A 22941-nucleotide genomic window follows, 5' to 3' on the forward strand; every position below is an offset into this window, starting at 1 on the left:
GCGATTTTTTGTTTTCCCGCAATGTTTCAAAGCTTCGCCGGGGTCCCGCTTATGATCGGCGGATTCTTTTCATATTGAAAATATGCAGTGAATGGCTATTTTTTGTGGAAAAACAGACAAACTATCCGTAAAGAGATCCTGTCCTGTCCGAAGGATCTCTTAACTAAGGAGGAGCTTCCATTGCAGATCTTGTTGAAAAGAATGAGCTTTTCTATCAATCCACCGTCTTTGCCGGTTGTGTTACCGATCCTGATTTCACTGCTTTGTTTGTTTCTGTTCCTGCTGTATCGCAGGCTGAACCATTTTGGCAGGAAGGTGGATTTTTCGGTCTGTTCCCCGGGAGAAGGAGAGAAACCGGGTCCGGGCGAGTGGGAAAAGCAGATGCTTGATCTGGCGGAAAGCCACAGTCAGGTCAGGCTGGCCGGATATAGCTTTGTTCTGAATGATTATAATCAGGCCGCCTATAAGGAACTCAATAAAATCAGGGACGGCATCTCCGCCGTATCCGCCGATATGATTTCCCTGATTCCGGCGGCGCGCTGGCTCTTTGACAATTTCCAGATGCTGTACCGGGAAATCAAAAAAGTGCGTACCTCGGGAACGGACTATGCCGTACTGCCGGTTCTGAAAGGGAAGGAATACCGTAACTTTCCCCGCGTTTATGTTGTGGCAAAAAAGATGGTGGCTCTTTCCGGCGGACACCTGAGTGAAGAAAATATTTCCGTGATGCTGAAGGCATATCAGCGGAAAATACCGCTTACGGACAAGGAAATCTGGGTTTTGCCGGAAGTGCTGGGCTTTTGCCTGCTGGAAGAGATCATCGCAGCCGCGGATGAAATCCTTCAGATGATTGACGTGAAGTCGAAGGCGGAAAAATTTCTGCGGGACAGGCTGGCGGATCGGCAGGGGCCGGCCGACCTGTCGGCACTGCTGTGCAAAATAGAGGAGGATTCCTTAAAGCGGAACTGCTCGTTCCATGCCCATGTTGTCTATCTGCTGAAAAATATGTCCTTTGACGAGGCTTCCATCCAAAACTATCTGGAATATCATTTGGCTTCCCCGGGAAAACAGGTGAAGACCTCCGGCGTCTTTCTGGAGGAAGGAAAGATCGAATCGTTTCTTGAGACCAATATCCGGACGCTGATTGTCAGCCTGAGGGATATCAATGAAGTGGACGAGGAGAAATTTTTTGAGGAGTATTCCTGCCTGGACCGGATTTTATCCCAGGACCCGGACGGCGTCTATCAAAGGATGGATTTGGAATCCAGGGGCATGTATCGCGGAGTCATTGTCAAATTATCGCTCCGTTATCGCCTGATGGAAGAAAAGATAGCCGGGGACTGCCTGGAGCTGGCGGCGGAGGGAAGGGAGGACCTGCATTGTTCCCATCATGTGGGGGCCTATCTTCTGGGGAAAGGCTATCCAGTTCTGAAAGCGAAGGTACTGGGAAAACCGATCCCCAAAAAAATCAGGAAAAGGATAAACGTAAAGGGCTTCCTTTATTTCCTTGCCCTGTTCCTGATTACTCTGGGACTGGGCGCCTGCCTGTTCCACGCTTTCGGAGCCCCCGGCGGACTGTGGGATACCGGCCGGCGTGTGATTGCCCTGCTGGCGGCGTTTCCGCTGCTGGTGGGTATTTCCCTGGAGATCACCAATTTTATATTCACCAGAAGAATCAAAGTCAAGAAGATTCCTTCTCTGAACTATCTGGAGGAAATACCGGAGGAAGCCAGGACCTTTGTGGTCATGCCGGTGATCGTTTCCTCGAAGGAACAGGGCCTGGAGTACATGGACCGTCTTCAAAAGCATTATCTGGCAAACCGGCAGCCGAACCTTTTCTTTGCGCTGCTGCTCGATTTTGAGGATTCTCAGGACCCGTTCCTGCCAAAGGACGAGGAAATCGAAAGCGCTCTTGCCGCGCGCATGAAGGAGCTGAACGAGCGCTATCCGTCGGAGCACCAGCGGTTTTCCCTGTTCTTCCGCTGCCGGAAATGGAATCAGGCGGAAAACTGTTATATGGGCTGGGAGCGTAAGCGGGGAAAGCTGGAAGAATTCAATAACCTTTTAAATGGAGAGGAAAAGGAAAACACCACCTTCTCCTCTGTTTACTGCGACCAGAAGCTTCTTACCACCTTCCGGTATGTGATTACGCTGGACGCGGACACCAATCTGATCCGCGACAACGCCGCGAAACTGGTCGGGCTGATCGATCATCCTCTGAATCAGCCGGTTCTGGATCGCGCCAAGCAAAAGGTGGAGGAAGGCTACGTCATCATACAGCCCTCGGTAAGGAATCATATCGCGGACAAGAACGGCAGCAGGTTTACGAAAATTTTCGGGGGAGAATCGGGCCTTGCCCATTACGGAACCGTGATCTCGGATATCTACCAGGATATTTTCAACGAAGGAATCTATACCGGAAAGGGCATCTATGATATCAAAACCTTCCGCAGGGTGCTTCAAAACAAAGTGCCGGAAAACCGGATCCTGAGTCACGATCTTTTTGAAAGCTGTTATGCGCGGACGGCTTTTTCCAGCACGGCCAAAATTATGGACAGCTTTCCAAACAGCGTTTTGTCCTTTACCAAAAGGGAACACCGGTGGCTGCGCGGGGACTGGCAGCTGCTGCCATGGCTGTTTATGAAGAAGACCGCGGACGGGGGAAGCTTATGCGCCCTGTCGAAATGGAAAATCTTTGATAACCTGAGAAGAAGCCTGGTCCCGCTGAGTAAGATTTTGCTTCTGCTGTTGAATCTGGCATGGATGCCGCAGGCATATTATCTTTGGCTGCCCCTGGTTTTCTTTAACGATCTGTTTTCCGCGGTGATTCTGCTGCTTTCGGTGATCGCTCAGAAGCTGGTCCGGCCGAAGCTCGCCGTTATTTATAAAAGCTTCTTAAAGGAACTTGCCGTGATGCTGGAAAGGGCATTTCTGGAATTCACGATCACGCCCTACCGGGCGTATATCGCATGCGACGCCATTGCCAGAACGCTGTATCGGCTCTTCATCAGCAAAAAGAATCTGCTTCGCTGGAATACGGCGGAAGCGGTGGACGCCTCGATTGTCAACACCAGAAAAGGATATTTCCTTACCATGTGGAGCTCCTTTCTTCCGGCGTCTGCGCTTGCGCTTCTTTTATTTATGGGATCTTTGAACCCCGCGGGAATGGTCCTGACGGCGATCGTCCTTGCCGACTGGAGCACTGCCTTTGAAATCGCGTACCGGATCAGTCAGCCGGAAAACAAGCTTCATCCGGGGGACAAGGCACGGGACAGCGGGCTGCTTCTGGATACCGCGCGCAGGACCTGGCTGTTTTTCAAGGAGTTTTCCACGAAGGAAAACAACTGGCTCTGTCCGGATAATTATCAGATTTCAATAGCTGAGAAAGTCAGCGATAAAACATCGCCGACCAATATCGGGCTTCAGTTTCTGGCGATCCTGTCGGCCAGGGACCTGGGGTTTGAAACGCTGAGCGCTACGGTTGAAGCCGCGGAAAACCTGATGGATACGGTTCGGAAAATGCCGAAATGGAAGGGGCATCTCTATAACTGGTATCATATCCGATCCCTCGAGGTGCTCAGCCCCGCCTATATCTCCACCGTGGACAGCGGCAATTTCCTGGGACATCTGATCGTGCTGAAAAACGGCCTTTTAGAGCAGATCGGCAAGCCGGTTTATCCGGAGAATTTTCTGTCCGGGCTCAGGACCGCGGTCCGGAACAGCAACGAGGAAATTCGGCTGAGAACGGGCGTCTCCGCCGGATATAAGCTCAGGGACGGTTACCAAAGCATCGGGGAACTGGTCGAAGATATCGCGGATATCTGGGAGGACTTAAACGGGAGGGAGCTCAGACCGGCCGCCGATTACCGCTGGACCAGACATCTGATGAGCCTGATTGACAGCACGGTTCATGAAGCCGGGGCCTTAAAGCTGAAAAAAGAGAGCTTTTCTTCTCATCCCGTGCTTTGCCGTATCGCGGCGGAGGAAAATCCGTTCGCGAACGGCATGGTTCGCCGGATCAGAGAACTCTGCAATCAGATAGACTGCATTTTGGCAAATGTTGATTTCCGTTTTTTATTTAACGGAAAGAGGATGCTGTTCCATATCGGGTATCATGTGTCCTCGCACACGCTGGACGACGGCTGTTACGATTTAATGGCGTCGGAATCGGCGCTCACAAGCCTTCTTGCGATCTCCATGGGCCAGGTGCCGTTAAAGCATTGGTATAAACTGGGAAGGCCCCTGACCATGGTCGAGGGCATTCCGTGCTTCGTGTCCTGGAGCGGCACGATGTTTGAATATCTGATGCCGAACCTGGTATTCAGGGAATATGAGGGCTCCGTCTACGAACAGACCTCCAGGGCGGCGGTGCTTCAGCAGATCCAGTACGCGAGGGAGGCGGGGATACCCTGGGGGATATCGGAATCCCAGTATTACCGTTTTGACCTGAACTCAAATTACCAGTACAAAGCCTTCGGCGTTCCAAAGATCAGGCTCCAGCCGGTCCGCAGGAATTCCCTGGTGGTCGCTCCCTACGCGACGATGCTGGCGCTGGATATCGCGGAGGGGGAATGCGTAAAAAATTTGAAGCGGCTGAAGGAATTGGGCGCCTTCGGCGATTACGGCTTTTATGAGTCGGTTGATTTTAACCTGCCGAATTCTGTGGAGCTGACGCCCTACTGCATTGTAAAATCCTATATGGCGCATCATCAGGGGATGAATCTGGCCGCCATTAATAATTATCTGAACGAGGGCGTCCTCCGGGAGCGGTTCCATGCGGAGATGATGATTAAGGCATCGGAAGTCCTGCTCGAGGAAAAACGCCAGTCCTATCTGATTTCGATTGCCCGGCAGGGATATACGGTCAGAATCGGGAAGTCCCTTTTTAAAGAAGACAGTTACAGCAACCGGTATGTCAACAGTACGGGCGTGAATTCGCCGGTCGTGGATTATCTGTCAAACGGCAAGTATTCCCTGATGATCACTTCGGACGGCGACGGCTTCAGCAAATATGAGGACCGGATGCTTTACCGCTGGCGATCGGATATTTACGGGAATACAGGCAATTATATCTATATTAAGGACATGGAACGGGGCAAGCTCTGGAGCGCCGCTTATCATCCCACCAGAACGGAGCCGGAGGATTACCAGGTGGTTTTCTGCCCGCACCAGGCGGAATTCAAACGCAGGGACGGGGATATCTCGTCGGACATGATCGTCAGTCTGGACGCGGACCATAACTTTGAGATACGCAAGGTTACCCTTACCAATCACGGGAACCGGGAAAAACGGCTGGAAGTGACCAGTTATCTGGAGGTGGTGGACGACGCCTATCCGGCGGAGCTGAGCCATCCCGCGTTCAATAAGCTTTTTCTGGAAAGTGAGTATCTGGAAGAGCAGGAAATCTTCCTTGCGAAAAGACGGCGGAAGCAGCAGGAGGATCATCCTTATGTGATGCACATGCTGAGGACGGGGACGAAACTATGCAAGAAACTGGAATATGAAAATGACAGAAAGCGCTTTATCGGAAGGAACAACACCCTGGAGAATCCGGAGTCCGTGGTGAACAGCAGTGCTTTTTTCAATCATTCGGGCTTTTGCAATGATCCGATTATGAGCCTGCGGGCGCAATTCTGCATAGGCGCGGGGGAAACCGCCTGCTTTTCTTTCATTACCGGAGTGTGCGGCAGCAAGGAGGAAGCAATCAAAACAGCGGAGGAATTGAACGTCGGCTACCGGATCGACGATATTCTGGAAAAATTCAGGCTTCAAACGAATCTGGAGCTAAAGTATCTGGAAATTACCAGGACCCAGCTGAACGCCTTTCAGGATCTGGTCAGCCCGGTCTATTATCCCGCGGGCATATACCGGGGGCCGCATGAAAATATCAGACGGAACTTTATGAACCAGAGCTTTTTATGGAAATTCGGCGTATCCGGCGATCATCCCATCCTGCTTTTGACGGTTCGGTCCATTGCGGAGGAAAGAACCGTGAAGGATGTGTTAAAGGCTTACGAATACCTGAGGATTAACCGTGTTGCGGTGGACCTGATTATCCTGATCGATTCCAAGCACGGCTATCTTCAGGAGGTGGATGAGTTAATCAACGATATGACAAGCTCTCTTCGGATCTATGATTCCGGAAACGAGAATCCGGGCTTTTTTACCCTGCATACGTATGAGATGAAACCGGCGGAGATCGATCTGCTGTATACGGTGGCGCGGGTCGTATTTTCGGAGAAGGCGGGGATTTATTTTAACAATGTAAAAGAAAAGCAGGCCTTCGAGGCCCGGCCCTGAAGGAGGAAGAGGCTTTGGACACAGCATATGCGCCAACAGCACAGGAGAAAGAAACAGAAAATTACGAATTTTTTAACGGCTTCGGGGCATTTGCCTGTGGGGGAAGAGAATATGAAATCCTGCTGGAGGGTGACAACAGGCCGCCGGCACCCTGGATCAATGTTGTCTCAAACAAGGACTTCGGCTTCCAGATATCGGAATCGGGAGCGGGCTTTACCTGGAGCGTCAACAGCAGGGAAAATAAGCTTACGCCCTGGTCCAACGATCCCGTAAGCGACAGAGCCTCCGAGGCAATCTATATTTTGGACGAAATCACCGGCGAGGTCATGACCCCCATGTCCCTCGGAAGGTCCGACCGGGGCGTTTACCGGGTAAGGCACGGTTTCGGATACAGCAGGTTCCTGCATGAGGAAGCGCTCGTTGATCAGGAGCTGACCGTTTTTACCCCTTTGGAGGAGTCGCTGAAGCTGTGGAGCCTGAAGCTGACGAACCGCTCGGATAAAGTGAAGTATCTGAGCCTGACCTATTATGTGGAATGGGTCATGGGTACGGACAGGGAGCAGACCAATCCCTATCTTCTGACCTCTTATGACAACGAGCACGAATGCTTCTGCGCAAGGAACCTCTATACCATGAACTTTCCGAACCTCTATTCCTATCTGTTTTCCAGCGAGACGATCGTCGGCTATACCGGCGACAGACAGGAGTTTCTGGGGCAGGGGGGCGGCGTCCGGGAACCGCGGGGAGCGCAGGTCAAGCTGTCCTGCCATACGGGCGTATGCTACGACCCCTGCGGAGCGATTCAGGTATCCGTCGCGATCCAGCCGCAGGAGAGCCGGACGGTGCTGTTCGGGCTCGGACAGAGCGGCAGCCTGAACGGGATATACGAAATCAAAAACAAGTACCGGGAACCCGCCGCCGCCGAAAAAGAGCTTGACAGGGTGAAGGCCTATTGGGACGGGTTATTGGGGACCGTGCGGGTGAAGACGAAGGACAGGGCGGTCGATATCCTGTTGAACGGCTGGCTGCTCTATCAGACGCTGTCCTGCCGCATTCACGCGAGAGCGGGTTTTTATCAGTGCGGGGGAGCCTATGGATTCCGGGACCAGCTGCAGGATTCCCTTTCGCTTCTCTTTGCCGATCCCGGTATCCTGCGCGGGCAGCTTCTGCTTTCCTGCAGCAGGCAGTTTGAAGAAGGGGACGTCCAGCACTGGTGGCATCCTCCGATGGGGATCGGGGTAAGAACGAGAATATCCGATGATCTGCTGTGGCTGCCTTACTGCACCGCCGCCTATGTCCGAAGTACCGGAGACGCCTCGATTTTAAAGGAGCAGGTACCTTACATCAGGGGTCCGGCGCTTCAGGAGGGCCAGCAGGACGCAATGTTTACTCCCGAAATATCCGGGCGTTCCGAAAGCGTTTATGAGCATTGCAAAAAAGCCATTGACCGGACCCGCTTCGGGGAACACGGGCTTCCCCTTATGGGGGGAGGCGACTGGAACGACGGCATGAATGAGGTGGGAGCGCAGGGGAAAGGGGAAAGCGTCTGGCTGGCGTGGTTTTTGTATACCGTGCTGGGGGATTTCCTTCCTTTGTGCCGCCGGGAAGGAGACGGGGCCTACGGCCGGGAACTGGAGCGGAAACGGGAAAGCCTGCTCCAGAGCATCGAGAAGTACGCCTGGGACGGGGAATGGTATCTTCGGGCCTTTTACGACGACGGCTCGAAGCTCGGTTCCAAGGAAAACGACGAGTGCAGGATCGATTCCATCAGCCAGTCCTGGAGCGTGATATCCGGGGGAGCGGAAAAAGAACGCGCGAAAACGGCGATGCAGTCGGCATGGCGTTATCTGGTAAGGGAGGAGGAAGCCCTTTCCCTGCTTCTGGCGCCCCCCTTTCAAAAGACGGTCAAAAACCCGGGTTATATCAAAAATTATATCCCCGGCATACGGGAAAACGGGGGCCAGTATACCCATGCGGCGGTTTGGCTGGCGATCGCCGCGTCGATGCTGCCCGACTGTAACATGGCGAAAACCCTGTTCACCATGCTTAACCCGATTTACGTTACGCAAAACAGAAAGGACGCGCTCAGGTACGAGAAGGAACCGTATGTTATGACGGCGGATATCTCCCTCAGCCCGCCCTATACCGGAAGAGGCGGGTGGAGCTGGTATACCGGTTCCGCGGGCTGGATGTATCAGGGACTGTTAAACTGGTTTCTGGGCATCCGGAAAGAGGGGAACGAGCTGATCATTGATCCGGCGACGCCCGCGGGTTTCGGGGACTTTTCCGTTGCATACAAATATGGGAAATCTCTCTATGAAATCAGGGTGGAAAGCAGAAGCAGGGGAACGCTGAAAACGGAGGAAATCACCGTGGACGGCAGGCTGATCCGGGGGAACAGAGTCTTATTAGTGGACGACGGTGAAAAGCACCGCGTTGTCGTATAGCCGCCAGCCCGGGAAAACGGAGCGGCGGCGGGACCGAAAAAACAGAAACACCGCCCTTCCCCGCTGTGACGGGATAAGGCGGTGCTTTTTATCGTTCCGAATACCGGGAACAAAAAATTTAAGCTTTCCGGGGCAGCCCTTTCGCCTGGCATTCCGGGCAATAACCGTAGACATTCAGCTTGTGATCCGTAATAATAAAATGGGTTTGCTCCTGAAGCTTCTCCTCGTAAGCCTTCAGGGGGCACATATCGAGAGAAATCATCTTTTTACAGCCCAGGCACACTAAATAATGCTTGTGTATCATCCTGTTATATTCATAAAGCGCCTTGTTGCTTTCATTTATCTTTATTTTGAGAACCAAATCGTTGTTCACTAAACTGTCCAGTTCTCTGTAAACCGTCGACATGCTGGTCGAAAGGTCGTAACGGTTCAGCTGCATAAAGATTTGTTCCGCCGCCACAGGCTGGGTCTGTTTTTCCAATATTTCCAGCACAGCCATCCTGCGCTTCGTGTTTTTTAATCCCTTTTGCCTGAGATCCGCGCGGTGATCGGCTTTGTTTTTCATAATATCACTCCTGATTCATGCAAATGATCACGACCCGCATAGGCTGTATGACAGCAGACCAACACAAATGATAAGCAATGCTGAGGGGGCCGCTGATGGAATCGAAGGGGGAAAGGGTATCCCGGCAACTTTATTATAGCACAATTTGTAAAGAAGAAAAGCGGTCGTTTCGCATGAAACAGACTTGCCCCCCGCCGCAGCTCAATATCCTGCGGCAGGGGGCAAGCGCGGCGCAGCCTGTGCGGCCGGGGACAACCCTTCGTCAGGCTTTGCTTTCCAGACTCGCATGGATTTTACTCAGATTGCTTTCGATTCGCTCCAGATACGTTTTGCCGTCCTCGCCGCCCTCCATGGTATAAATGGTTTCGACATTCGCCCCAACTTCCTTGGCCAACGTTTTTGAAACGTCGGGGCTTGCCGTTTCTTCCGCGAAAATGGTCGTTACCTTGTTATCTTTGCAGTATTTGACAAGCTCCGTCAGCTGCTGCGCGCTGGGTTCCCCCTCGGCGAAGACGTCTTCCACGCTGTTTTGCTCCAGCCCGAAATCGCGGCAGAGATAACCGAAAGCGGCATGCCCCGTAACAAAGCTCTTCTTTTCCGCGGATTGGAATTTTTTATTGTATTCCGTGTAAAGATTTTCCAATTCAGAAACAAAATCGGCACAATTTTTCTCATAATATGGTTGGTTGGCTCTGTCGGCTTTGACCAGCGCGTCTTTGATATTTTTCACTTCCATTTCAGCGCCCTTCAGGCTCAGCCAGATATGGGGATCGTACTGTCCGTGTTCCTCGATTTCTTCCGGATCCGTGTTTTTGATCGGATCCGCGCCCTTCGAGGCTTCCACGGTGATCAGATTCGGATTGTTCGCGGATTTGACCGCGTCCTCCGCCCAGGCCTCCATGCCCAGTCCGCTGTATACAAAGACCTGTGCCGTGCTGAGGGCGACAAGGTCCTGCGCTTTCGGCTCGAAATCGTGCGGCTCTGTTCCGTCCGGGATAATCGTGGCGACGTCCACCTTGTCTTTGCCGACCGCTTCCGTAAACTCTTTCATGGCGTTAAAGGTTACGGAAACTTTTATCTTGCTGTCCGGGTTTTTGCTTTTTTCCGCCGCCGTACTGGAAGCCGGGGCCGCGCCGGACGCCCCCGTGCTCGCCGGATTGCCGCTGGTGCACGCCGAAAGGCCTGCGCTCATAACGGCCGCTATACTGAGCAGGAGCGCCGTATACCGTTTAAACATTTTTGTTACCTCCAAAAAATAATACTTGCAAATGCGACTCATTTGTATTTATAATATAATCCGGGAGGGAATCCTTGTCAAGCAATTCATTTAAAAATATTTCTATAGCATTTCCAGTTGATTCTGCAACAAGGCTGCGTTCCTCCCCCGCCGAAGGCGGGGGAGGAAAACGCGTTTTGCTTCGTAAACTGAAATGAAATTGCTGTATTAGAAATATCGGTTGATAAGCCGAATATGGAATAAGGGGATTTTTTATGATCAAAGCAGAAAACTTATCCTTTTCGTATACGGGGGCCGCGCCTTTTGTGCTCCGGGGGATCGACCTGAATATACGGCGGGGGGAATATGTTTCCGTAGTGGGAGAAAACGGTTCCGGTAAAAGCACGCTGATGCGGCTGATTTTAAAATTCATAAAACCGACGGAAGGAACCATTGCCTCAGAAGCCAGGAGGATTGGATATGTGCCGCAGAAAAATGATTTTTCAAACTCCAATTTTCCCATTACCGTTTATGAGATGCTGAATTCCTACCGTAAGCTTTTGAAAATAAAAAATAAGGACATTCTTGCGGAAAATCTTGAGAAAGTCGGGATGTCCGGGCTTTCCGGTGCTTTAATGGGGACGCTGTCCGGCGGACAGACCCAGAAAATCCTGATTGCAAGAGCTTTGATCGGCGACCCCGATTTACTGATTCTGGACGAGCCTTCCACCGGAGTCGACATTGGCAGCCAAAAAGAAATTTATGGCTTATTGAGGGAAATGAACCGGGAAAATCAAATAACGATTGTTTCGGTAGAGCACAATCTGGACGCCGCGGTTTCCAATTCCACGCTGATTTACCATCTGGTCAGCGGACAGGGGCATCTTTGTTCCCCGAAACAGTATGCCGACGAATATTTAAAGAGAAATGATAAGGATGACGCAGATGTTAAATTATAGTTTTATGCAAAACGCATTGTTTGTTTCGGTCTTTATTTCCGTTTTATGCCCCTGCATCGGTGTTTTTCTGGTTCTTCGCCGCTATTCCATGATCGGGGACACCTTGTCCCACGCTTCCCTGGCCGGGATTACGATCGGGCTGATGCTGAACCAGAATCCCGTTCTGGGAGCGTTTGTCTTTACCTCCATTTGCGGCGCCCTGATCGAGTTCCTCAGAACCTATTTCCAAAAATACACGGATTTGATCCTGAGCATTGTGCTTGCGTTAAGCGTAGGCACCGCGATCACCATCATCAGTTCCGGAAAGCTCCACGCCAACGCCGATTCCTTCATGTTTGGCAGTATCCTCACCGTTACCCGGTTCGATATGATCATGGTGGTCGTGCTCAGCGTCATTTCTGTTCTGGCCCTTATTTTTTTGTATCATCAGATGCTTTACATCGCGTACGACGAGGAAGCCGCAAAAGTTGCGGGGGTCAGGGTGAAGCTGATCAATTATGTGTTTTCGATCCTCGTGGCCTCCGCGATCTCGGTTTCCATCCGGATCGTGGGCGTTTTAGTGCTCAGCTCCATGATCGCGCTTCCGGTCGCCACCGCTCTGCAGCTGGGGAAAGGGTTTAAAGCGACCCTGCTGTTTTCCATTCTTTTCAGTGTGATCGATATTATGCTGGGGCTGTTTGTCTCTTTTTACCTGAATGTGGCTCCGGGCGGCTTTACCGCGCTCGTTTCCGTCGCCGTCCTTGTTTTGGTCCTTCTGGCAAAAAGAATTCAGGCCGGCATCCGGGAGATCCGTTGACCATGCCCGACTTTTTCCTTTCCCTTATGCCTGGGTTATGATAAAATATAGAAAAAGATACTTTCAAGAGTGAGATTGACGAAGAGGGGATTGCCATGGAAAAAGGGGATAAAAAAATGTTTTCCGGCTGCGCGAACTGTAAAAACGGCCTTTTGTGCACGATGGCGATTCCCCTGTTCAGCACGCTTCCGAAAGAGCTGCAAAAAAACCTTGCGGAGCACTCCGTACAGACGACCAAAGCAAAGGGCAGCTTTCTGTTCCGGGCGGGGGAGAAGGTCGACTCGGTTCTGATCATCCGGAAGGGGAGGATCAAGCTCTGCAAATATGATGCGGACGGAAACGAATACATCCTCGATATCATTCACGACGGAGACGCCGTATGGGAAAATCTTTTCCTCGAAAACGCCGTTTTTCCCTATTCGGCGGTCTGCCTGTCAAAGGTGGAGCTGTGCGAAATCAGAAAAAGTGAATTCATACAGCTTCTCGCCGATCGCCCGGGGATCGCGATGAACCTGATTTCCCTACTTTCCCTCCGGTTAAAGGACGCCAATGAAAAGGCGCTGCTGCTTTCCATCCGCGACCCGAAGGTGCGGCTGGCGGGATTTTTGCTGGACAGGGATATCCGGTGTGTCGGACCGGAGATCAAGCTGAAGCTGGAGGATATCGCCGCCAGCATTGGACTGCGCCCGGAGACGGTCAGCAGGAATCTGAGCCGGTTTGAAAAGGCTGGTCTCATTCAAAGGCTCGGCCAAGGGAAGATCCTGGTCACGGACCGCGGCGGACTGAAGAAAATTTATGAAGCCAGCCAGCCGGTGAAGTGACCCCGGAAACCCGGGAGGATATTTTCATATAACGGCACAGAGGGCTTGTTGCCTGTGAATTGCAGGCGGCAAGCCCTCCCTTTTTTGAGGGCGTCCTGCCGGCTGATACGGATCTTCCGTAGAAAAGAGCGGATCTTTTTTGATCCTCATTCAGAAACCCACTCGCTGAAAACTTGATTCTGATCAAAGAATAAGAGCAGAAGCGGGAGTATACTGAAAGCACCAGAAAGGAAGAGGCACTATGATCAGAGGAGCAATTCATTCTACGGAATCCTTCGGTTCCGTCGACGGTCCGGGAGTCCGGTTTCTTATCTTTTTAAAGGGATGCATGATGCGCTGCCGTTATTGCCACAACGTCGATACGTGGGACCCCCGTTCCAGCGATCTGCGCACGGCGGACGAGCTGCTGGATCAGGCGGAGCGGTACCGCGGCTATTGGGGAAAGGAAGGCGGGATTACCGTCAGCGGCGGGGAACCCCTTTTGCAGATCGATTTTCTTCTCGAGCTGTTTCAGAAAGCCAAAGCGCGCAAAATCCATACCGCGATCGATACGGCGGGGCAGCCCTTTACGAGGGAAGAACCGTTTTTTTCAAAATTCCGGGAGCTGATGCGGTACACGGATCTTCTTTTAATCGATATTAAGCATATCGACCCCGTGGAGCATCGAAAGCTGACGGGCCAGCCGAATGAGAATATTCTGGATCTGTTCCGGTATCTGTCCGATATCGGAAAGCCCGTCTGGATCCGGCATGTGCTTGTTCCGGGGATTACGGACGACGACGGTTATCTGCGCAGAACACGGGAGTTCATCGCCACGCTTAAAAATGTGGAGAAGATCGAGGTGCTTCCTTACCATGCCATGGGGGAATACAAATGGAAGGAGCTTGGCATCCCGTATTCTCTGGAAGGGGTAAAGTCGCCCGGTGCGGAGCGCGTAAAAAACGCCGAACGGATTCTTCGTGGGGAAAGCGGCGCTTCGGACGAGCAGGGAAACGCTGTGCCGTAAGCGGAGGAACCCTGCAATAGAAAATGCTGAATTGTTGATTACAATCAAGGAATCGGCGGAGCAGATCCGCTAAACTATAGGCAGAACATCGGAACAGCAGAAAAGACTGCGCGCTATTTCAGAAAGGAGTCATACGATGAGACAGGAATGGAGAAGCTTCAAAGGCTCGCATTGGACGGACGACGTCAATGTGAGAGATTTCATTCAGGATAATTACACACAATATGACGGGGACCAGAGCTTTCTGGCGGAACCGACGGACGCGACGAACAAGCTCTGGGGAAAGGTACAGGAGCTGCAGAAGCAGGAAAGAGCGAAGGACGGCGTACTGGATATGGAGACGAAGGTCGTCTCCGGTATCACCGCTTACGGAGCGGGCTATATCGACAGCGGGGACAAAAGCCTTGAAAAGGTCGTGGGCCTGCAGACGGACAAACCCCTGAAAAGGGCGTTCATGCCCTACGGCGGAATCAAGATGGCGGAGGAAGCCTGCACCACCTACGGCTATACGCCCGATCCCGAGCTGCACAAGATTTTCACGGATTACCACAAGACGCACAACCAGGCGGTTTTCGACGCGTACACGCCTGAAATGAAGAAGGCCCGCCACAACAAGATCATCACGGGGCTTCCGGACACCTACGGGCGCGGGCGTATCGTCGGCGACTACCGCCGCGTTGCCCTTTACGGCATCGATCACCTGATTGCAAAAAAGAAGGAAGATCTTTCTTACTGCGGGTCCGGGATCATGACGGACGACATTATCCGCCAGAGAGAGGAGCTCTCCGACCAGATCAGGGCCCTCAAGGAAATGAAGGAAATGGCGGCGGCGTACGGTTTCGATCTTTCAAAGCCGGCCGGTAACGCGAAAGAAGCCGTCCAGTGGCTTTACTTCGGGTATCTGGCGGCAATCAGGAGCCAGAACGGCGCGGCGATGAGCGTCGGCCGCGTGTCCACGTTCCTTGACGTCTATATCCACCGCGATCTGAAGGAAGGAACGCTGACCGAGGCGGAGGCGCAGGAGCTGATCGACCATCTGGTGTTAAAGCTCAGAATGGTAAAGTTCGCCCGCATCCCCTCTTACAACCAGCTGTTCTCCGGGGACCCCGTCTGGGCTACGCTGGAAACGGCGGGGATTGGAATGGACGGCCGCCACATGGTGACCAAAAACGATTATCGGTTCCTGCATACGCTGGAAAATATGGGGCCCGCCCCGGAACCGAACCTCACCGTCCTTTATTCCTCCAGGCTGCCGGAAAACTATAAGAAATACGCGGCTTCCATTTCCGTAAAAACCAGCTCCATTCAATACGAAAACGACGATGTGATGCACCCGGTCTGGGGGGACGACTACAGCATCTGCTGCTGTGTGTCCGCGACACAGACCGGTAAGGAAATGCAGTTCTTCGGCGCGCGCGCAAACCTTGCCAAGTGTCTGCTGTACGCCATTAACGGCGGCGTGGATGAAAAGAGCGGCGAGCAGGTGGGTCCCGCTTACAAGCCCGTCACCTCGGCGGTCCTCGATTATGAGGACGTGATGGCGAAGTACGACGTCATGATGGATTGGCTTGCGGGGCTTTATGTCAATGTCCTGAACCTGATTCAGTATATGCATGACAAGTATTACTACGAAGCGGCGGAAATGGCGCTGATCGATACCGACGTAAGAAGAACCTTCGCAACCGGTATCGCAGGCTTCTCCCACGTGGTCGATTCCCTGTCCGCCATCAAATACGCGAAGGTAACGCCCGTGCGCAACGAGAACGGCGTGGCCGTGGACTTTCAGATCGAAGGCGATTTCCCGCGCTACGGAAACGACGACGACCGCGCGGACGACATTGCCGTATGGCTTTTGAAGACCTTTATGAAAAAGCTTACAAAATATCATACCTATCGTGATTCGGAGCCTACGACCTCGATTCTTACGATTACGTCCAATGTCGTTTACGGCAAAAACACCGGCACGCTTCCGGACGGAAGACAGGCGTGGACGCCGCTGGCGCCGGGCGCGAATCCGTCCTACGGCGCGGAAAAGAACGGGCTTCTCGCCTCCCTGAACTCCGTCGCGAAGCTGCCTTACGAGTATGCGCTCGACGGCATTTCCAATACGCAGACCATCAGCCCGGGCGCGCTGGGGCATACCGGGGAAGAACAGAGCGAGACCCTTGCGCATGTTCTCGACGGATACTTCGACCGCGGCGCCCATCATCTGAACGTCAACGTCTTCGGCGTCGAAAAGCTGAAAGACGCGATGGAGCATCCTGAGAAACCGGAATACGCGAACTTTACGATCCGCGTATCCGGATACGCGGTAAAATTCATCGACCTGACGAGGGAGCAGCAGCTCGACGTCATCGCGAGAACCTGCCACGACAAAATGTAATCTTTGATAAGAGCGCAATCAGCCGCCGCCACCTGTTTACACGGGTGGCGGCGGCTGTCGTTTCACGGGCTTTGCTTTCCGCAGGAGCAATAGCAATTCCATTTCCGTTTGCGGGAGAAACGCAACCTTGTTGCAGAATTAACTGGAAATGCTGCAGGCAAAGGGGAATCAAACATTTTTTTGAATTTCTATGATACCGGAACAAAATGAAAACTTTTGGAAAGTTAGGCTGCAGGCCGTGCTAAGCTGGTCTTTCAATTCCGAGAATACGAAATAGATTTCTTCATCATCCCAATTGTCACCACAGGATGCTTTGCACAGAAGCAGGTCGTTTCTTGTGAAAAAGCAAACGTCGCCAATGAGAACGGAGCCCTGGGTCTCCAGTAAATCAAGGAGTTCGGCAATGAAATTGACCTTGGCGTCATCCGTAAGGTGATGCAGGGCGTACGTAGCAACGATAAAATCAAACTTCTGATGATTGAGAGCAGGCGGAACCCCATGTGTAAAGTCCCACTGAAATAAATCTGCGTCCGGCATCCGGGACTGGGCAATTTTCAGCATTCCGGCTGAAAAATCGATTCCCGTTATGATGTTGCCGTGATCGTACAGTTTAGAAGTCAGCACAGCGGTTCCGAAGCCGATGTCCAACACCCTGGCAGGGGCTTGATTCATGATCGTTCCATAGATCGCGTTCATTAAGGCCGTATACCCGGCAAAAGGATACCGCTTGCTTTCTTCTGCGCTCTTTACGGAAGCATCGTAACGATTCGACCAAAGGTCAAATCCGTGATTGCTGAGCATGTGTGATCCTCCAGTTTGACGGTTGTTTCAGCGATATTTGCATGGCTTGACCGGTGCGCTCTGACGCCCAAGCCGGACGGCCGGGTTTATTCCAGTTCAAACGCGCCGGTGTAGAGCTGATAATATTTCCCCTTTTCGCCGATCAGCTGTTCGTGGCTGCCGCGCTCGATGATGCGGCCGTGTTCCAGAACCATAATGACGTCGGAATTCTGCACGGTGGAAAGGCGGTGCGCAATGACGAACACCGTTCTGCCCTTCATCAGCGCATCCATGCCTTTTTGTACGATGGCTTCGGTTCTGGTGTCGATGGAGGAGGTGGCCTCGTCAAGAATCATGACGGGCGGGTCGGCCACCGCCGCGCGGGCAATGGAGATCAGCTGCCGCTGCCCCTGCGAAAGGCCGCTGCCGTCGCCCTCCAGCACGGTATGATACCCCTGCGGAAGCATGCGGATAAATCCGTCGGCGTTCGAAAGCTTTGCGGCCGTGATGCATTCCTCGTCCGTCGCGTCCAGCTTGCCGTAGCGGATGTTGTCCATCACCGTTCCCGTAAAGAGGTTCACGTCCTGCAGAACGATGCCGAGCGACCGGCGGAGATCGGCTTTCCTGATTTTATTGATATTGATTCCGTCGTATCGGATTTTCCCGTCGGCAATGTCGTAGAACCGGTTGATCAGGTTGGTGATCGTCGTTTTTCCGGCGCCGGTCGCGCCCACAAAGGCGACCTTTTGGCCCGGCTCCGCGTAAAGCGTGATGTTGTGCAGGACGACGTTGTTTTCTTCGTAGCCGAAGTCCACGTCGTAAAAGCGGATGTCTCCCTGCAGCGGCGTGTAGGTCACCGCTCCGTCGCTGTGCGGATGCTTCCACGCCCATGTGTCCGTCCGTTCCCTGCATTCTTTTATTTCGCCGTTTTCTGTTTTCGTATTGACCAGGGTGACGTATCCGTCGTCCCGCTCGCTTTCCTCATCCATCAGGTCAAAGATCCTCGACGCGCCGGCGAGCGCCATGATCACCATGTTGAACTGCATGGAAATCTGGCCGATCGGGTTGATAAAGCTGCGGGAAAGGGTAAGGAAGGATACGATCGTGCCGATCGTCAGGGCTTGGACCCCGGTAAGGCTCAGATTGGGAATTCCCGCGATTCCCGCCGCGCCCCCAATGACGGCAAGGAGCACGTAGAGCATATAGCCCATATTGCCGACCACCGGCATGGTGATGTTGCCGTACTTGTTCGCCTCGGTCGCGCAGTAGCAGAGGTTCCCGTTCTTTTTGTCGAAATCTTCCCCGGCTTTTTCTTCGTGACAGAAAACCTTTACGACTTTTTGCCCGTTGATCATTTCCTCAATGTAGCCGTTGACGTCGCCCAGAGCCTGCTGCTGCTTCACGAAGAAGGTTCCGCTTCTTCCCACAAGAGCCTTGATCACCTTCAGCAGGATCACGGCGAACACGGCGACGACAGCGGTAAGGCTGACGCTGAGATAAAGCATGGAGAAAAAGGCGGCCGTTACGGAAACAAGGGACGAAAACATCTGCGGCAGACTTTGGGAGATCGCCTGGCGCAGCGTGTCGGTATCGTTGGTATAGCGGCTCATGATATCGCCGTGCGTATGCGTGTCAAAATATCGGATCGGAAGGCTCTGCATATGCGTGAACATTTCATCGCGGATTCTTTTCAGCGTGCCCTGCTCAATGATGACCATCATCCGGTTATAGAGGAAGGTGGACAGCACGCCGATCAGGTAGATCGAGCCCATCAGGAGCACCGCTTTGAAAAGGCCGGTGAAGGAGGGGGACGCCTGGCCCAGCAGGGGGACGATGTACTTGTCGATCAGGGTCTGAAGGAACAGGGAGGACGCCGCGCCCGTGGCCGCGCTGACCAGGATGAAGAGAAAAACGAGGATCAGCCGGATCCTGTAACCGGACATATAGCTGAGCAGCCTTTTGATCGTACCCGGCTTAAAACGCTGCATCGGGGGCCTGCCGCCCGCCGCTTTGCCGTATGCCTGCGGGTCTTCTTTCGACGGCATTTTACTCATGGAGAACACCTCCTCTGTTCTGAGACTCGTAGACTTCCCGGTAAATGGCACAGGTCCCGAGCAGCTCCTCGTGCGTCCCGACCGCATTGATTTTTCCGTCGTCGAGCACAACGATTTTGTCTGCGTCCTGAACGGAAGAAACACGCTGCGCGATGATGATTTTCGTCGTGTCCGGGAGATCCTTTCGGAACGCCTGGCGGATCAACTCGTCGGTCTTGGTGTCGACCGCGCTGGTGGAATCGTCCAGGATCAGGATTTTGGGCTTTTTCAGCAATGCCCGCGCGATGCACAGCCGCTGCTTCTGCCCGCCGGACACGTTGGTGCCGCCCTGCTCGATATAGGTGTCGTACTGGTCCGGAAATTCCCGGATGAAGCCGTCGGCCTGGGCGAGCCTGCAGGCATGGATCATTTCTTCCTCCGTGGCGTCCGCGCTGCCCCAGCGGAGGTTCTCTTTGATCGTGCCGGAGAAAAGCACGTTTTTCTGCAGCACCATCGCCACCTGATTGCGGAGCGATTCAATATCGTAATCCCTTACGTCAACGCCGCCGACGGTTACTTTTCCTGCCGTGGCGTCGTAAAGGCGCGGGATCAGCTGAACAAGACTCGATTTCGAGGAACCGGTTCCGCCGAGGATACCGACCGTCTCACCCGACGCGACGGACAGGTTGATCCCGTCAAGGACCGGCTTGTCGGCCTTTCTGGAATAAGTAAAAGTGACGTTTTCAAAGGTGATGGAACCGTCCTTTACTGTGCAGACGGGGTTTTCCCCGTTTTTGAGATCGCTTTCCTCATTCAGGATTTCCACAATACGCTCCGCCGACGCGCGTGCGATAATGATCATGACAAACACCATGGAAAGCATCATCAGGCTCATGAGGATCTGCAGGGCGTAGGTGATCAGGCTGGCCAGTTCTCCTGTCGAAAGCCCGATTACGGGATTGTTGTTGCTGGCGATGATTTCTTTGGCGCCAAACCAGGAAAGCAAGAGCATGCTGGCATAGAGGCAAAGCTGCATCAGCGGCATATTGAACGCGATTCTCTTTTCCGCCTTTGTGAAATCCTGAAAAATCGACTGGGAGATACCCGCGAACTTCTCTTCCTCATGGTCTTCGCGGATATAGGATTTGACGACCCGGATGCCGAGCAGATTTTCCTGAACAATGCGGTTCAGCTTGTCGTAGGTATTGAATACCCGTACGAAAACCGGGTGGACATGCGAGATGATCAGCCAGAGGCCGACGCCGAGCACGGGGATCGTCGCAAGAAAGATCAGCGAAAGACGGACGTCGATCCGGAAAGAAAAAATCAATGCGAACACGATCATCATGGGCGCCCGCACCCCGAGGCGGACCAGCATCTGGTAAGCGTTCTGCACATTGGTGACGTCGGTGGTCAGCCTGGTGATAATGCTGGCGGTCGAAAATTTATCGATATTGGAAAAAGAGAATTTCTGCACGTTATAGAACATGTCGCGCCGTAAATTCTTTGCAAAGCCCGAAGAGGCGATCGCCGCGCTGCGGCCCGCAAGAACGCCGGTCAGCAGCGAGACCATCGCGCAGACAAGAAGCGCAAGCCCGATCCACAGAACATTGGGCATGCTTTTCTGATTGATTCCGTAGTCGATCAGATACGCCATCAGCGTGGGGATGACGATTTCCATGATCGACTCGAAGGTCACATATGCCGGGGCAAGCAGGGTATCCTTTTTATATTCTCTCACGCTGGAGAGAAGCTTTTTTATCATATAAAATCTCCTTAACGTTTTACTATGTCAGGAAAGAGCAGGATTCATATCGGATATGTTTGCCCTCATCCTCTGCAGGTAAGAGTACAGCGTTTCCACTTCTTCATCCGTAAATCCGTTTGTCAGGGTCCGTTCCATCCTCTCGGCGTCCTCCCGCATGAGCCCTTTGATTTTCCATGCTTTTTCCGTGAGGACGATCTTTTTCAGGCGCGCGTCCTGCGCGACCGCCTGTCTTTGGATCAGGCCCTTTTGTTCCATCAGGCTGAGCACCTTCGACGCTGTGGAGCGGGTGATGGTAAAGTGATCCTCCAGATCCTTCTGATAGATATTTTTGTCCGCATTATCGGCAAGGTAGCCGATAATCCACCCGTTGTTTCCGGTGATGGTTTCGATTTCATTTTTATGGGAAGAAAATTCGAAATAACGCCGGATCATGTTGTTCAGCGAGCGAAGCTCCAGCCCGATCTTCATCTTTTCCATACAGCACTTCCTTTTTATGCGCAATAGGATTTGCAATACTGTTTTATGTCATACAGTTCTATCTACAACATTATAGTAATAAGCATGGCACTCGTCAATTGTCAGCATACATAAATTTTCACTGAAAAATCGAAGTGGAAACTGGTAAAATCGTCTATCCCCGGAAAGAGCAAGCTGACCGCTGGGACTGCCGCCGCTTTTTACGGCCCGGATTGACGGTTTCTTCCAATGATGGTAGAATCATACTAACAGAACATAAAAAAACAATATTTTGTGTTTTATGATGAATATCCGGCTGACAAAACAGCGTTGAGGAAAAGGGAGGTTCGGACAATGGAAATGAGTGCCGCGCGGCGCAGAATGGAAATTTATCAGCTTCTGCAAAAGGAGAGCTCCGTGGCGGTCAATGATCTGGCGGAGCGGTTCCATGTTTCCGCCATGACGATCCGCAGGGATCTGCTTTTTTTTGAAAAGCAGGGCTTTGTGACCACCAGCTACGGGGGAGCGTACTTAAATACCCGCACGGCGATCGAGCCGAGCTTTTCCGTGAAATCCGGCCAGCTTACCGACCGGAAGCGGGCCATCGGGTACGAAGCGGCCCGGCTGATCGAGGACGGGGATACCGTTATTATTGACTGCGGAACCACGACGCTGCAAATCGCCAGATGCATTCAGGAGAAAAAGCTGACCGTCATTACCAACTCGTGGCCGGTGATCCAATATTTGGGAAGCTGCCCGAAAATCCGGCTGATTCTTGCCCCGGGGGAATACAACGAGGTTTCCGCGGGAGCCGTCAGCGGAATGACCGCCGAGTTTTTTCAGAATTTCCGGGCGGACAAGGTGTTTGCCGGTACGCACGGGTGCAGTCTGGAGTACGGCGCAACGGTGCCGGGACCGGAGGATGCCCTGGTAAAAAAGGCGCTGCTCCGCGCCGGAAACCGGAAGTACCTTCTGGCGGACCATACCAAATTCGGACAGACGTATCTGACCCGGTACGCCGATCTTTCCGAATTTGACTGCGTTATCACCGACGGCGGCATTCCGCGGGCGTATTACTCCAAACTGGAGAAGGTGTGTAAAAAAATCGTGACCGCCGGGCCGGACGCGGAAAAACGGGAGCAAAAGGAGTAAGAGCGGCGGCGGGGACAAAAAATCGGGGGTGGGCTGGATTATTTCGGTCCGATGTGGTAAAGTACAGGATAAGCGGAAACGGCAGCAGATTCTGCGGATTTTTTTCGCAGGAGGACGGCGAGTCGCCGCCCCCGAAAGGGCAGACGGACCTGCGCTGCGCGCGCAGAAAGCAATCCTCACCGTGTAACCATATACACTTCATGTATTTTAAAACACGGCTGCGGTTGCATTCCGAAGGAGAATTTTGTGCCTTTTCCGC

14 protein-coding genes are annotated in these 22941 nt (G+C 52.8%); 8 read left to right on the forward strand and 6 right to left on the reverse strand.

What is annotated here, in order from left to right; genetic code table 11:
- The first annotated feature begins 180 nt into the window (after window positions 1-180).
- Both ACQGQ5_RS11685 and ACQGQ5_RS11690 read left to right on the forward strand, forming a co-directional pair.
- Window positions 181-6300, forward strand: coding sequence for a glucoamylase family protein (locus tag ACQGQ5_RS11685; protein ID WP_455736676.1), 6120 nt, complete (start codon window positions 181-183; stop codon window positions 6298-6300).
- A 14-nt stretch (window positions 6301-6314) separates the two neighbouring features.
- Entirely contained in the window at window positions 6315-8747 is a 2433-nt protein-coding gene (locus tag ACQGQ5_RS11690; RefSeq protein WP_455736677.1) for a GH36-type glycosyl hydrolase domain-containing protein, read from the forward strand.
- Between the two features lie 118 nt (window positions 8748-8865).
- Here the strand turns inward: ACQGQ5_RS11690 and ACQGQ5_RS11695 are convergent, their stop codons facing one another.
- Together ACQGQ5_RS11695 and ACQGQ5_RS11700 are read right to left on the reverse strand one after the other, a co-directional pair.
- Complete coding sequence (locus tag ACQGQ5_RS11695) at window positions 8866-9312, reverse strand: Fur family transcriptional regulator (RefSeq protein WP_455736678.1); 447 nt, start codon at window positions 9310-9312, stop codon at window positions 8866-8868.
- Between the two features lie 262 nt (window positions 9313-9574).
- A complete protein-coding gene (locus tag ACQGQ5_RS11700; RefSeq protein ID WP_455736679.1) occupies window positions 9575-10549 on the reverse strand; it encodes a metal ABC transporter substrate-binding protein in 975 nt (324 codons plus the stop codon).
- Window positions 10550-10803: 254 nt separating this feature from the next.
- Between ACQGQ5_RS11700 and ACQGQ5_RS11705 the strand changes: the two genes are divergently transcribed.
- The 5 genes from ACQGQ5_RS11705 (at window position 10804) to pflB (ending at window position 16493) form a co-directional block, all read left to right on the forward strand.
- On the forward strand, window positions 10804-11487 hold the full coding sequence (locus ACQGQ5_RS11705) for a metal ABC transporter ATP-binding protein (protein WP_455736680.1): 684 nt from the start codon (window positions 10804-10806) through the stop codon (window positions 11485-11487).
- Entirely contained in the window at window positions 11474-12283 is an 810-nt protein-coding gene (locus ACQGQ5_RS11710) for a metal ABC transporter permease (protein ID WP_455736681.1), read from the forward strand. The genes ACQGQ5_RS11705 and ACQGQ5_RS11710 overlap by 14 nt, the downstream gene beginning before the upstream one ends.
- Window positions 12284-12378: 95 nt before the next feature.
- Window positions 12379-13104 (forward strand): Crp/Fnr family transcriptional regulator, encoded by a 726-nt coding sequence (locus tag ACQGQ5_RS11715; RefSeq protein ID WP_455736682.1) that lies wholly within the window; start codon window positions 12379-12381, stop codon window positions 13102-13104.
- A 241-nt stretch (window positions 13105-13345) separates the two neighbouring features.
- Entirely contained in the window at window positions 13346-14110 is a 765-nt protein-coding gene (pflA, locus tag ACQGQ5_RS11720) for a pyruvate formate-lyase-activating protein (protein ID WP_455736683.1), read from the forward strand.
- A 136-nt stretch (window positions 14111-14246) separates the two neighbouring features.
- A complete protein-coding gene (pflB, locus tag ACQGQ5_RS11725; RefSeq protein WP_455736684.1) occupies window positions 14247-16493 on the forward strand; it encodes a formate C-acetyltransferase in 2247 nt (748 codons plus the stop codon).
- 168 nt (window positions 16494-16661) lie between these two features.
- Here pflB and ACQGQ5_RS11730 read toward each other — a convergent pair whose 3' ends face one another.
- From ACQGQ5_RS11730 to ACQGQ5_RS11745, 4 genes are all read right to left on the reverse strand, one after another.
- Complete coding sequence (locus ACQGQ5_RS11730) at window positions 16662-17294, reverse strand: class I SAM-dependent methyltransferase (RefSeq protein ID WP_455736685.1); 633 nt, start codon at window positions 17292-17294, stop codon at window positions 16662-16664.
- 86 nt (window positions 17295-17380) lie between these two features.
- Window positions 17381-19327 (reverse strand): ABC transporter ATP-binding protein, encoded by a 1947-nt coding sequence (locus ACQGQ5_RS11735; protein ID WP_455736686.1) that lies wholly within the window; start codon window positions 19325-19327, stop codon window positions 17381-17383.
- The gene (locus ACQGQ5_RS11740; protein WP_455736687.1) at window positions 19320-21071 is read right to left on the reverse strand and encodes an ABC transporter ATP-binding protein; all 1752 of its coding nucleotides are present in this window, start codon (window positions 21069-21071) and stop codon (window positions 19320-19322) included. The genes ACQGQ5_RS11735 and ACQGQ5_RS11740 overlap by 8 nt, the downstream gene beginning before the upstream one ends.
- Window positions 21072-21098: 27 nt before the next feature.
- Window positions 21099-21551, reverse strand: a complete 453-nt coding sequence (locus ACQGQ5_RS11745; protein WP_455736688.1) for a MarR family winged helix-turn-helix transcriptional regulator — start codon at window positions 21549-21551, stop codon at window positions 21099-21101.
- Window positions 21552-21884: 333 nt separating this feature from the next.
- Here ACQGQ5_RS11745 and ACQGQ5_RS11750 point away from each other — a divergent pair, with 333 nt between their 5' ends.
- Window positions 21885-22682: a DeoR/GlpR family DNA-binding transcription regulator gene (locus tag ACQGQ5_RS11750; RefSeq protein WP_455736689.1), complete on the forward strand. Its 798-nt coding sequence runs from the start codon at window positions 21885-21887 to the stop codon at window positions 22680-22682.
- Window positions 22683-22941 lie beyond the last annotated feature (259 nt).

It is taken from the genome of Caproiciproducens sp., from assembly GCF_053840905.1.

Excerpts from the sequence above, each read along its gene's own strand:
- ACQGQ5_RS11695 (WP_455736678.1), bottom strand. The coding sequence starts at position 9,312 with ATGAAAAACAAAGCCGATCACCGCGCGGATCTCAGGCAAAAGGGATTA.
- ACQGQ5_RS11700 (WP_455736679.1), bottom strand. The coding sequence starts at position 10,549 with ATGTTTAAACGGTATACGGCGCTCCTGCTCAGTATAGCGGCCGTTATG.
- ACQGQ5_RS11705 (WP_455736680.1), top strand. The coding sequence starts at position 10,804 with ATGATCAAAGCAGAAAACTTATCCTTTTCGTATACGGGGGCCGCGCCT.
- ACQGQ5_RS11710 (WP_455736681.1), top strand. The coding sequence starts at position 11,474 with ATGTTAAATTATAGTTTTATGCAAAACGCATTGTTTGTTTCGGTCTTT.
- ACQGQ5_RS11715 (WP_455736682.1), top strand. The coding sequence starts at position 12,379 with ATGGAAAAAGGGGATAAAAAAATGTTTTCCGGCTGCGCGAACTGTAAA.
- pflA (WP_455736683.1), top strand. The coding sequence starts at position 13,346 with ATGATCAGAGGAGCAATTCATTCTACGGAATCCTTCGGTTCCGTCGAC.
- pflB (WP_455736684.1), top strand. The coding sequence starts at position 14,247 with ATGAGACAGGAATGGAGAAGCTTCAAAGGCTCGCATTGGACGGACGAC.
- ACQGQ5_RS11730 (WP_455736685.1), bottom strand. The coding sequence starts at position 17,294 with ATGCTCAGCAATCACGGATTTGACCTTTGGTCGAATCGTTACGATGCT.
- ACQGQ5_RS11735 (WP_455736686.1), bottom strand. The coding sequence starts at position 19,327 with ATGAGTAAAATGCCGTCGAAAGAAGACCCGCAGGCATACGGCAAAGCG.
- ACQGQ5_RS11740 (WP_455736687.1), bottom strand. The coding sequence starts at position 21,071 with ATGATAAAAAAGCTTCTCTCCAGCGTGAGAGAATATAAAAAGGATACC.
- ACQGQ5_RS11745 (WP_455736688.1), bottom strand. The coding sequence starts at position 21,551 with ATGGAAAAGATGAAGATCGGGCTGGAGCTTCGCTCGCTGAACAACATG.
- ACQGQ5_RS11750 (WP_455736689.1), top strand. The coding sequence starts at position 21,885 with ATGGAAATGAGTGCCGCGCGGCGCAGAATGGAAATTTATCAGCTTCTG.